Origin of the sequence: Desulfobacula sp. (assembly GCF_030145145.1) — a bacterium.
Lineage (GTDB): Bacteria > Desulfobacterota > Desulfobacteria > Desulfobacterales > Desulfobacteraceae > Desulfobacula.
In genome coordinates, this window is sequence record NZ_JAQYWD010000032.1 from 65,382 (window position 1) to 77,769 (window position 12,388).

General features: G+C 48.5%; 10 protein-coding genes and 1 pseudogene. 7 read left to right on the forward strand and 4 right to left on the reverse strand.

Annotated features, from left to right (window positions below):
• Entirely contained in the window at positions 1-747 is a 747-nt protein-coding gene (locus Q1Q15_RS17870; RefSeq protein ID WP_300463005.1) for an outer membrane lipoprotein-sorting protein, read from the reverse strand.
• Positions 748-1,810: 1,063 nt separating this feature from the next.
• Between Q1Q15_RS17870 and Q1Q15_RS25535 the strand changes: the two are divergent.
• A pseudogene (locus Q1Q15_RS25535) lies at positions 1,811-2,395 on the forward strand (heparan-alpha-glucosaminide N-acetyltransferase domain-containing protein); the annotation flags it as partial.
• A 15-nt stretch (positions 2,396-2,410) separates the two neighbouring features.
• Entirely contained in the window at positions 2,411-2,941 is a 531-nt protein-coding gene (locus Q1Q15_RS17875; RefSeq protein ID WP_300463007.1) for a DUF418 domain-containing protein, read from the forward strand.
• Positions 2,942-3,628: 687 nt separating this feature from the next.
• Here Q1Q15_RS17875 and Q1Q15_RS17880 read toward each other — a convergent pair.
• Together Q1Q15_RS17880 and Q1Q15_RS17885 are read right to left on the reverse strand one after the other, a co-directional pair.
• Positions 3,629-4,030, reverse strand: a complete 402-nt coding sequence (locus Q1Q15_RS17880) for a DnaJ domain-containing protein (protein WP_300463010.1) — start codon at positions 4,028-4,030, stop codon at positions 3,629-3,631.
• 296 nt (positions 4,031-4,326) lie between these two features.
• Positions 4,327-5,022, reverse strand: coding sequence for a GntR family transcriptional regulator (locus tag Q1Q15_RS17885; RefSeq protein WP_300463013.1), 696 nt, complete (start codon positions 5,020-5,022; stop codon positions 4,327-4,329).
• 192 nt (positions 5,023-5,214) lie between these two features.
• On the opposite strand from Q1Q15_RS17885, the gene Q1Q15_RS17890 reads away from it, so the two are divergent.
• From Q1Q15_RS17890 to Q1Q15_RS17910, 5 genes are all read left to right on the forward strand, one after another.
• The gene (locus Q1Q15_RS17890; protein WP_300463014.1) at positions 5,215-5,739 is read left to right on the forward strand and encodes a 2Fe-2S iron-sulfur cluster-binding protein; all 525 of its coding nucleotides are present in this window, start codon (positions 5,215-5,217) and stop codon (positions 5,737-5,739) included.
• Complete coding sequence (locus Q1Q15_RS17895; RefSeq protein WP_300463017.1) at positions 5,736-8,018, forward strand: xanthine dehydrogenase family protein molybdopterin-binding subunit; 2,283 nt, start codon at positions 5,736-5,738, stop codon at positions 8,016-8,018. The genes Q1Q15_RS17890 and Q1Q15_RS17895 overlap by 4 nt, the downstream gene beginning before the upstream one ends.
• The gene (locus Q1Q15_RS17900; RefSeq protein WP_300463020.1) at positions 8,005-8,979 is read left to right on the forward strand and encodes an FAD binding domain-containing protein; all 975 of its coding nucleotides are present in this window, start codon (positions 8,005-8,007) and stop codon (positions 8,977-8,979) included. The genes Q1Q15_RS17895 and Q1Q15_RS17900 overlap by 14 nt, the downstream gene beginning before the upstream one ends.
• A 73-nt stretch (positions 8,980-9,052) precedes the next feature.
• Positions 9,053-10,702: an AMP-binding protein gene (locus Q1Q15_RS17905; RefSeq protein ID WP_300463022.1), complete on the forward strand. Its 1,650-nt coding sequence runs from the start codon at positions 9,053-9,055 to the stop codon at positions 10,700-10,702.
• A 117-nt stretch (positions 10,703-10,819) separates the two neighbouring features.
• The gene (locus Q1Q15_RS17910; RefSeq protein ID WP_300463025.1) at positions 10,820-11,326 is read left to right on the forward strand and encodes a response regulator; all 507 of its coding nucleotides are present in this window, start codon (positions 10,820-10,822) and stop codon (positions 11,324-11,326) included.
• A gap of 130 nt (positions 11,327-11,456) precedes the next feature.
• Here the strand turns inward: Q1Q15_RS17910 and Q1Q15_RS17915 are convergent.
• Positions 11,457-12,388, reverse strand: a 932-nt coding sequence (locus Q1Q15_RS17915) for a TRAP transporter large permease (protein ID WP_300463028.1), incomplete at its 5' end; no start/stop codon positions are given.

The window sequence follows — 12,388 nt, forward strand, 5'->3', positions numbered from 1 at the left end:
TTAAAACCCTGGATTTTTAAGATGGGTCCGGGTAAAAATCCGGTTGTTCAAATGGTTTTTAAACTCAATTTTCTCATATACCAGCTGGGTATACTCATCTGCTGCATCTGATTTCTGCATTTTCCATTTCATGGGGAACAGCTTATCACCGGTCATTTTCAGGTCCCATGCCGTCATTGTCTTTACCGGCTGAAGGTCTTCATCAAAAAACGTTTCGCTCAAAAGGATGTGGTCTTCCCGGATTTTCAGTTTGATCATGCCCCAGATAACCGGTGCATCCATTTTGGGCATGGATGTGATGCCATAAACCGTCTTGCCCTGATGGAGTGTTGTGTCTGCCAGGGTATGCACATAATCTTTGATAAGGCTGTCGGTTTTGGCAAGGTCGTTGTTGGAAAAATCCGATCCCTGCCAGCCCTGGGACATCATGGAAGGGGGCAGCTTGATGACCCGGTTTACTTTTGGGTTGTACATCCACATGCCGTTGCTGATTTTAAGGGTGCCGTTCCCCTTGTCCTTTGCCGGATGGGTAATCACAAACAGGGAATCGGCATCCCCCCGGGTCCAGGCCTCAATGGTCATACTGCGTTCCCAGTCAGGACGGTGAATGGTCATGATGGTGGTGGAGACAGAGGCCTCACCCCGCCAGTAATCAAAGGCGTCCTTTACGATTGTTTCGGCAGTCATCCGGGCCTGTACGACGGGTGCAAAAAAAAAGATGACAAGGATCAACACGACGGTTCTCATTTCACCTCCCCTTTCAAGATTGGCTGTTCAAACCATAGGATGGGAACGTGGTTTTTGTCAAGAGACAGATGGAGAAGATATGAAAGTCGTGCCCTTCGCAATCATCGAAAAAATGTGAAATACAATATGTGGGGGTGCCAATAATTGGTCTGGACTGATTCTTTAAAATAGCAGTTCACACCCCAGAATAGGGTCCCATTCTAATCGATTATAGACATAGTTGTCACCCAATTTTTCATTTAAAATTTCGTAAAAATAAGAAATGTTGGACATATAATTTTTAATAAATTACCCCGCCGCAAGCAGCGGGGTATCCCAAACTGACCCCATTGGTTTGTTTTAGAGATCAGCGCCAGCGGAACCTGCTACTTGTGCCTCCTACTTCCCAGACCGTTATGGAATTCATTCCATGATAGACATCATTGGCCTCATCGTTTCACTTTCATACTTAATAACTAACAACGTACAGGTAAGTTAAAAGTTACAAAAAATTTGCAGGGGAACCGCCTCTTCAGCCATTACGTCGATATGCTTTTAGATGATTTTTAAGATTAAAATTTGCCATAAATCTATCCATATTTGTTGTAGAAAATATATATTTTCTACAACAAATCAAACCCCCTTGACAATAATCCGGATCTTATTATTTTCAGCTGAAATAATGGAAGGAATTTTCTTTCATCCTGTCATTACGTAAAACTTTTTTTGCAGGAGTTTTTGTGGCTCTATCATGTATGAATTGCACCCGGGTCGGAACTTCGTATTGTAAAAAATGCCAAATCCCTCTCACAGAAGGCGACATCCAATGTATATCTGATTTTCTTGGCTATCAGAATTTGTTTACCCTCGAACCCCTTGCTCTTGAAGATATTGAACCGGATTATGATCCCCTCTGGATGCCCATGGTTTTAAAATCCAATGGGTTGGCCTGTGTAATAAATAGAATACCCTTTGACAAGGTCTTTAATCAGATTGCAGATATTTTGGAAAGCAACTCACGTTGGTATGTAAAGGCTGGTTTACCATGTTGCAGAGAATAGAATCAGGAGTTCAGCCCCTTAATATGGATCGGATTATCGGTTACGATGTTGCAAGAGGAATCGCCATCCTGATCATGCTGATAATTAATTTTAAAGGGGTTTTGTCTGCACACGACTCCAATCTCCAGTGGCTTTCTGATGTGATCAATTTTTTGAACAGAAGAGCCGCAATCATTTTGGTAATGATCTCGGGGATCGGTTTGACGCTTTCAACTAAAGCTTTGGATACGAACAATTGTCTGCTGCTTCGAGCGGGCAGCCGAAGTCTGCTTCTGAATAGAGCCTTCTTTCTTTTAATTTCGGGATATTTATTATCCATCATTTGGTCGGGAGATATTCTTCATTTTTATGCAGTTTTCATTTGTCTCGGTATTTTTCTGGCTCCCAGTTCAAATAAAATTCTTTTGATTACAGCATGTATGATCTGGATGGTAAGCTTTATCCAATTTTTTAACATTTCAGACCACCTACAATCCGGAAATGGAAATAATATTTTTATTGATCAATTAATTGACATATTTTTTTCCGGGTACTATCCATTTTTTCCTTGGGCGACTTTTTTTATCATTGGCATGCTTTTGGGCAGATTAAGATTATGTGACAAAAACCACAGGAGAAGGTTTTTGTTAGGCGGATTGGCCATTTTTATATCATCTGAAATGATTTCTGGATTTTTTACAAGTCATGCACTGCTCCTTGTCTCAGAACCCGGAAAAATATATACAACCCTGGAGTTGTTTTGTCTGGGATTAGGATGGCTCACAAGTATAGATTTGACTATACCAACGCCATTTTCCGTCATATCAGGAATTGGAACCGGCATCACTGTCATCATGATCAGCATCTCTTTATCTACCGGACAAAATGTCCAATGGGCAAGGCATATCGCCATCGCCGGCAGAAACACATTGACGCTTTATATCACTCACATCATATTTTTAATACTGGTTATCCCCATATTTAATATCTCAAATGGCTCCAATTTATCCCTTATCACCTTAGGCGGTTTTGTCTTTTTCTTTACGTTTATCAAGTTGATATCATGTTGGCTTAAAAAACATAAAAAAGGTCCTTTAGAAATGCTGATGCGCAAATTTTCCGTTCGAAGATTAATTGTTGGAAGAACAAAAACAATTGTGGAGAATCAGATGTGAAAAACAAAGCTTTGATCCGGTCGGCCCTGAGCTTTAATGGTATTTATGTTGCCGAGGAAAAGTTTAAATTGGGGAGGACTTCCGAAATAAATATTGGGGGTTATGCTTTATGGCCTAAATGGAAACTATTATTAATAGTCCCGGGTTTTCCGAATCAAAGCCTGACACAATATCTTGTGGTTAAAAGAAATTTCATTCATCACAGATAATTAACTTTTTAAATATTTCTGTTTTTCGACTGGAAAATTTCTTATGCAAGGGTGCGGGATCATGATGTCTTGGATGGAAGTTCCCCCCATCCCCGAAAAATCTCAGCCAGATGGTTATCAATCCCGGCATGACAGGAACGTTGATCGAGCAACGCCACTTCTTTTGTGAGAAACATATATTTTTTTGGGGAAATTTTAAGGCCGGCCAGGTCGGCCCAACTGTAACGTAGCTGCGTTTTTACGCAACTTTTATTCCGATTTTAAAAAGCACTGGTATTTTTTTATTGCACTGGAAAATCCTTCATAACTCCATCGTACTCATCTTGAATATCGTGATTTGTGTTATGACCGTTTTCCCCTAAATGTTTAATTTCAGAGCTCCTCCCCAAAATTCGATACAATCAGAAAAAAAATATTGTTTTCAAAAATCTAAGTTCATTTGCTCAAATTCCTTAGATTACGTGCTGCGTTACACGGGTTATTCCTGTATATAACCGGGTGCTGTCGATTTTGTTTGACTCTTTCGGGGACGTCGCCGTAAAAGGGCATCTAAACCGCTGCACTTTCCCATGCACCTTCCCCCGCCCATACCTCGACCCATACCTCTGCCCATACCCATGCCCCGGCCCCACGGCTGGTTTGCCCGGTTGTCAATCCCGGCAAAATTGGTGCTTCCGGTTTGATCATAAATCTGCCTTTTTTGACTGTTGCTTAACACCGTATAGGCCTCACTGATGGCCTTGAATTTTTCTTCAGCCTCTTTTTCAGTGTTAACATCCGGGTGAAACTCCATGGCCAGTTTATGATAGGCTTTTTTAATATCATTATCGGTAGCGCTTCTGTTGATGTTCAACAGGCGGTAGTAATCTTGTGAAATCATATACTTTCCCTCGTTCATCCTAAATAGTGTTTGAACGAAACCTCACCCACCTGCCGCGTTGCTGCACAAGCCTGAAATCCTCACGTACATTAGTACGCTCCGGTTTCAGCCTTATTTGCGCCTTGCATCTGGGTAAGTTTTCGCCCAAACATGGGTTTTCGGTCAGGCACTAAATACGTCAGCGCGAATATGCGCTCAAGGGCTGAAATATAGTACCGAAAATTGCTTTTTGTCAACACCACTCTTGGTTTTTCAGCCATTCTCATTATAAAACGCAATAGTCGTCGGACAATGGATCAGGCTTCAAACAAAGAAATGGCATCCTGGCTTTCCTGGTCTTCCGTGGACAGGCACAAGAGCACATAATCCCTGGCATTCCGGATATGCTGCCCAAGCAGTTCAGTACCCTTAAGAACGTCCCGGGCTTTGATTGTCTTCAGCAGGTCCCGGTGCTCCCTGGCTGAAACGTGCATTCTGTCGGGATCGTAATTGTCCAGACGGGTTCGGAGAATGATATGTTCGAAATTCCGCCGCAGCAGGTATCTCAAGACCTCGTTTCCGGACATGATGGCAATCTGCAGGTGAAATTCACAGTCGAGCATGAGTTTTTTCCGGTCGTATCGATGGGGCCGGTATTCGTCCAGGGTGCGGTATTTTTCTTCCAGATTTGCCATCTGTTCGTCGGTTGCAGATACCAGGGCTTTTTCAAGCGCTTTGATTTCCAAGGCTTCCCGAACTTCATAGGAATCAAAAATTTCTTTTGCATCAATGGGTTTGACCGCATATCCCACGTTGGGTTCAGAAATCACGAATCCTTCCTGCTCCAGCCGGTTCAACGCATTGACAATGGGGGTTTTGGACATGCCCAGCCGTTGGGTCAACTCCCGGTAGAGCAGTTTCTGGCCGGGAAACAATTTCTGCTGGAGCATCAACCGCTTGATGGCCCGATAGGCTTCTTCAACACTGGATTTAGATCCCGATACCTTGGGCATGGTGCTTCTCCTTGATGGTGACCTGGGCTATAAAACCTGTCAACTTTTCCTTGACATGCAAGGGGGTATCCGCTATAAAAGATCCTAAATTAGATCTAATTTGAGATCTTAACTTTTTGCAGATGACTTGTCAAATCAAAAATACGAGTGATTTTAATTTCTTTATAGATCATTCACCAACAGGAGGCTGTCGTGAAAAAAACCAATGGTAAGGAAAGGACTGCTGTCACTCTGGTGGTAAACGGAGTGACCCATGAACTCAACGTCGGGGATCAGCCGTATCAGGTTTCCCCGTGTCACACGCTTGCCCAAACCCTCAGAGAAACCCTGGGGGTCACCGGCACCAAAGTGGGTTGCGACCAGGGGGCCTGCGGGTCCTGCACCGTTATCATGGACGGAAGACCGATTCTGTCGTGCATGACCCTTACCATCCAATGCCATGGCAGCGAGATTACCACCATTGAAGGACTGGCAGATCCAGCAAGCGGGAAACTTCATCCGATTCAGCAATCTTTTGTGGATCACTCCGCCTTCCAGTGCGGGTTTTGTACACCCGGCATCATCATGGCCTCTAAATCACTTTTAGACCGTCATCCCTCGGCGGACAAGCAGGCTGTCAAGGAGGCGCTTTCCGGACATTATTGCCGGTGCATCAGCCATTACCAGGTGGTGGATGCCGTGATGGATGTTGCCGAAAAAGGGGAGGGAGACCGATGACAAAAAAATATCGATTTATCGGAAAAACCACGCCACGCAAGGACGGGGTTGCCATTGTCACGGGAAAAGCCGATTACATTGACGACATCCACCCGGTATCCATGCTCCACGGGAAGGTGCTCAGAAGCCCCCACCCCCATGCCAATATCACGGCAATTCATACGGATAAAGCCAAGGATGCCCCGGGGGTCAGGGCGGTGCTGACCCATGCGGATGTGCCGCCCTGGATGACCGGGATGCCCCGCCATGTAAAGGTTCTGGATCAAAGGGTACGATTTGTGGGAGATGCTGTGGCCCTTGTGGCGGCAGACACCCTGGAGCAGGCGACCGCGGCCCTGGATCTGATTGAGGTGACCTATGAACCGCTGCCGGCTGTCTTTGATATGGATGCCGCACTGGCACCCGGTGCGCCGCAATTGCACGACATATTTCCCGGAAATCTGGTCACCGATTTTCCGGCATTCGGTCCCAATACCCTTTCAAAAGTGGTCCGGGGAGACGTGGAAAAGGGATTTGAAGCCGCTGATTTTATCAGTGAGGGGACGTTTGGATATGAAAACATTGCCAATCCCCTGCCCATCGAACCCCCCGGCGTTATTGCCCAATGGGAAGACGACCAGCGGCTGACCGTCTGGTCCGGCACCCAGAGTGCGTCCTGGCATCGCTGGATCATGCAGTCCAAAATGGGATTTCCGGATATTCGCGCCATCACCACCCAATGCGGCGGCAGTTTCGGGTCAAAAAATTATGCCCCCCAGTGTCTGTTCTATGCCTCAGCCCTGGCCAAAGAAACCGGACGGGCGGTAAAGGTCTGCTATACAAAAGATGAACATTTCGGTGCTTTTGTACTGCGCCTGGGGTCCCGGTTTTGTGGCAAAATCGGCATGAAAAAGGACGGGACCGTCACGGCAGTGGCCGGGGACTGGATGGTGGACAATGGTGCCTTTTCAGACATGTCCCAGTCCCAGATTGCCGTGGGATGCGGTGAAGCCCAGCTGGTGCTCAACTGTGAGAACTGGAATCTGACCACAAAACTGGTCTGTACCAATCGCTGCCCCTCCGGCGTGATTCGGGGCTTTGGCGGCCAGGAACTTGAATCGGCTTTTGCGCCCATCCTGGCAGATGTGATGGCCAAAGCACAACTGGACCCGGTTGAGTTTTTCAAAAAAAACTATGTCAAACCCGGGGGGAAATATATCTGGCGGGAGGGAAACCTCTGGACCTGCCGGGGCAAGGATTACACCGATGCCATGGAAAAAGGCGCTGTGTCATTCGGGTGGAAAGACAAATGGAATGGCTGGCTTGTCCCCACCGCAGTGGAAGGATCCAAACGCACAGGGGTGGGGATTGGCATCCACGGCAATGCAGATGTGGGGGAAGATGATTCCGAGGCTTACATCCGGTTGAACGCGGACGGCACAGCCACCATTCACGCATCTGTTTCCGAATCCGGAATGGGCCAGCGCAGCAGCCTGTGTAAAATGGCGGCAGAAGTTCTTCAGCTGCCTTTGGAAAAAGTTCACATGACCCCCCCCGACACCCTGGTCAATCCCTTTGATTTCGGTTTGGTGGGTTCCCGGGGAACCTACGCAGTGGGATCTGCCGTCATTAATGCGGCCGAGGATGCCTTAAAAAAATTGTTTGAACGGGTGGCACCCGAACTTCAGGCCCAACCCGAAGATCTGGACACCCTTGACGCCCGGATTTTTGTCAAGGGAAAGCCGGAACAGGCCATGGGATGGGGCCGTGCCATCGGCATCATGCGATCTGTTACAGGATACGGTGAGTTCAAATCAGACTATTCCGTCCCCAACTTCCTGGCCCTGTTCGTTGAGGTGGAGGTGGATACACAGACCGGTGCCGTGAAGATCAAACGCGTGGTCACATCAACCGATGCCGGCCAGATCATTGATCCGCCGAGCCTGAATGGGCAGCTTTACGGAGCACTGGGGTCTGCAGGGCTGGATACCGCTGTTTTCGAAGAAACCATCATCGACAAAAAAAGCGGACACATGCTCAACATGAACATGTGTGACTACAAGTGGCGCACCTTTAACGAACTGCCTGAATTTGAAAATGTGATTCTGGAAACGCCGTTTCCCACCCATCGTTTCAAGGCCATTGGTGTCGGAGAAATCTCAACTTCACCCGGCCCTGGGGCCGTACTCATGGCGGTATCCAATGCCATGGGCCAGCACATGACTGACTATCCGTTAACACCCGATCGCATATTGAAGGTCTGGGGTGAAAAAAAGGGGATCAAAAATGAAACTGTTTAAACACTTTGACGCCGAATCCATTGACCACGTTCTGGAAATGGTGACGGCAACCAACGGGAAAACAGCATTGATGGCAGGGGGCACAGATCTTATGGGTGTCCTCAAATCTGAACTTCTTGCAGCGTATCCGGAAGTGGTCATCAATTTAAAAACCATTGCCGGCCTGGACACGATAAAAATGGTTGACCAGGAATGTCGGATCGGTGCGACAACCCGACTGACAGATATCGCAGCCTCGGAACCGATACAAACCACCTTCCCGGCCCTGGCTGCTGCTGCAGCATCGGTGGGCTCCCCGGAACTTCGGAATATGGGTACCATTGGGGGCAATTTATGCCAGGATACCCGGTGCTGGTATTACCGTTATCCAGACAAAATGGGGGGACGGATCCCCTGCTATCGAAAGGGGAAAGGGCCTTGCCATGCCATTCGAGGTGAAAACCGGTATCACGCCATCCTGGGCGGAAAAAAATGTTATGCGGTCTGCCCATCGGATCTGGCCATCGCTCTGGGCGCCCTTGATGCCCGGGTAAAAGTCGTTGGACCAACAGCAGAACAGATGATGCCAATATTGGATTTTTTTAATGTCCTGGGTACGGTGCTCAAGCCGGATGAACTGGTCACCGAGATCCGAATCCCGTTACCCAGCAAGACGGCCGTACAGATATTTTTAAAGAACAGGGTTCGAGACGCCGTTGACTTTGCAGTGGTCAGCGTTGCCGTGATGGTGGATCAGGAAGAAGGGGTCTGCAGGGATGCCCGCATCATTTTGGGTGCCGTGGCACCGACACCTTACCGGGCCTTTGCTGCCGAAGCAGCCATCAACGGCAAATCGCTCAACGAAACCCATGTGGCAGCGGCAGCTGAAGCCGCCGTAAAAGATGCCAAACCGCTGAGTCAAAACGCCTACAAAATTGACATCACAAAGGCACTGATCCATCGGGCATTACTTTCATCGTGACGGATCACCCCGATGGCATCGTTCTGGTAAAAAGACGACCCCCGTTAATGGGAAAAAACAAAGGAATTGTATCATGTCACATCTCCTTGAGGGGTTTACCCCTTATCATCCCGATGATGTTGAACGCTATAACCGACTGCGGTATTGGCCAGGGCTGACATTTGGCGATGTCCTGGATCGGGCGGCCGATATGTTCCCGGACAAGACCGCCTTTGTGGACAGGCAATCCCGCATGACCTATGCCCAGGCCAGGGACAAAGCCAATCGGTTGGCCCTGGGCCTGATGAACCTGGGGATTAAATCCACCGATCGGGCCTTGGTGCAACTCCCCAACTGGAATGAATTTGTAGTGGTGTTTTTTGCGCTTCAAAAGATCGGCGCCATTGACACCCTGCTCATTGACCGGTACCGGCCTTATGAAATAAAGCATCTGGCCGACCTCAGCGGTGCCACATCATGGATTCTGCCGGAACAGTATAAAAAAACCAATTATCTGCCCATCATCCAGGAGGTGCTGGAAACCAGCAGCCAGATAAAAAATGTCATCCTGGTCAGGGGGAGTGAGACAACCAAGTATGCAGGACTGGCGAACCTTTTCGCTGACAAAGACCCCTTGCCGGATGAGTTAAAAAAATTGGCGTCCCGGCGACCCGACCCCCAGCAGGTGGCCCACATGGGCCCCACCGGGGGCACCACCGGCCTGCCGAAACTGGTTCCCCGGACCCACAATGATTTAATCTGTGCGTCAAAATTTTGTGCCAGGGCCTGGGAAATGGACCTCCATGATATTACCCTGCTGGTCGGTCCCATCGGTCATGACCTGACGTTTACCAAGGGGTTTCTCGGGAGTGTATTGACATTTGGGTGCAGTGTCTTCCTGGACTCTACAGATGTGGATGAAATCTGCCGCACCATCGAGCAGGAAAAGGTCACGACCATTGTATGGGTCCCGACACTGGCCAAACGCCTTGCAGACCACGATCGCCTGGCCAACCATGACTTGTCTTCCCTGAAAAAAATGCACTGCGGCGGTGGTGCCAGCCTGGCCGGGCTCATTCAGGATGTCCAGAACAATCTCGGCTGCCGTTTTTACAACGGATATGGCGCAACCGAGGGACAGACGGCCATATCCCGTTCCAACGACGATCTTGACAGTGTCACAACCACGGTGGGCAAACCCACCTGTCCCTATGACTGCTACAAGGTCGTTGACCCCTTCGGGCGTGAACTGCCAACGGGCAGGCAAGGCGAATTGTTGATCAAGGGCCCGGGTGTTTTTACGGGCTATTATAAAAATCCCGGAGAAAACAAAAAAGCATTTACCCCGGATGGATTTTTCCGGACCGGGGATGTGGCCAAAATTGACCCCAACGGGCGGATCATTCTATGTGGCAGAATCAAAGAGATGATCAACCGGGGAGGAGAAAGCATCAGCGCGACACAGATCGAACGCCTGATCAGCGAATACCCGGGGGTCGTGATGGCGGCTGTGGTGGCCATGCCGGATCCGCAACTGGGCGAGAAAGCCTGCGCCTATGTCCAGGCAGACCCCTCAATGGATATCGACTTTGAAACCATTATCTCGTTTTTGAAAAGCCGGGGATCATCCGTTCTCCATCTGCCGGAAAGAATTGAATTTGTTGACAAAATGCCGCTGACCAAAACCGGTAAAATTAACAAACAATTCCTCGTGGAAGATATCCGGCAGAAACTCACTATCTGATGCGAACTATTTGATGCGATGATGAACAGCCCCTTATTAGCTGCTTTTTTGTTTGTAAAAAACCCGATATTCAGGTAAACTAATCAGTTGATACTTATCGTTTAAAGTGGAGATGTGATGATGGATGTAAAAAAAATTATTGAAGGAAAAAAAATTCTCGTCGTTGATGATGAAAAAGATGTTCTCGACTCACTGGTGGAGCTTTTGAATGACTGCAAATTGGATACAGCAGAGTCCTTTGAGGAAGGCAAGCGCCTGTTCGAGACAAATTATTATGACGTGGCGATTCTGGATATCATGGGGGTTCGGGGGTTCGAACTCCTGGACATTGCCAAACAGCATAACGTGCCCGCCCTGATGCTCACAGCCCATGCATTGTCCGAAGAAAGTCTAAAAAAATCCGCCGAAGAGGGCGCTGCCTATTACGCCCCCAAGGATGAGATGATCAACATTGATGTTTTTGTTGCCGATATCATTGAAGCCAGGGAAAAAAAGAAAAATGCCTGGGTCAAATGGTATGACCGGCTGGGCAGTTTCTATGACAAACGCTTTAAAGGCACCAAGTGGCGAGAAGATTCAGATGAATTCTGGAAAAAAAAGCTGAAGCAATTCGACGGAATGTAACGTTTCCGGCCAGACACGATCCAACACAGCAGCTTTCCGACCATAAAGGGTCTGCCGGAACCATGTTCAGGCAGACCCTTATCTGTTTTGCCGGGGCGGCAACCCTTAACCATACCCTCCTTTTAACCGTCTAATACGTGATAAAACTCGGTAAAAACGTGACGATCTGCGGGAATAAGGTCACCAGAACCGTCAGGAGAATCAAGGCACCCAGAAACGGGAAAATACCCCGGAAAATCTTGTCCAGGGGAACATCCGGTGCAATGCCCTTGATCACAAAGACATTGACGCCCACCGGGGGTGTGATAACGCCCATCTCACCCACCAGCACAATGATGACCCCAAACCAGATGGGGTCAAAGCCCAGCCGCAACACCACCGGGAAAAAAATGGGGATCGTGACAACGATGAGGGCCATGGAATCCATAAAGAACCCCCCCAGAAAATAAATGCAGATCATGACCCCCATGACGGCCATGGGCGGGATGGGGAGATTGCCCACCCATTCTGCCAGGGCATAGGGGATGTTGGAGATGGCCAGGAAATGCCCGAATACCGTAGCACCGGTGATAATAAACATGACCATACACGCGGTTCGCAGGCCGTCCTTGGTGGAATCAAATAACTTTTTGAATGTCAGCTTGCGCCGGACAATACCAATGGCCAATGCGCCGGCAGCGCCAATGGCGCCGGCCTGGGTGGGGCTGAACCAGCCGAGGAAAAGGCCGCCAATGGTTAAACCAAATAAAATGACCGCCTCAATAATACCGGAGAGGGCCTGTATTTTTTCCTTGAAGCTGGTTTTGGGTCCCGGAGGGCCAAGCTTGGGGTTGTGCCAGCAGAGCAGGATGACCGTTATAATGAAAAAAAGCGTGAGCAGGATACCGGGTAAAATGCCGGCAACAAACAGCTTGCCAATGGATTCTTCGGTCAATATGCCGTAGACAATCAGTACGGTACTGGGCGGAATTAAAATCCCCAGGGTTCCGGCCGACGCCACCGTACCGGTGGCCAGTTTATCATCATACCCATATTTTTTCATTTCCGGCAACGCGATCTTGC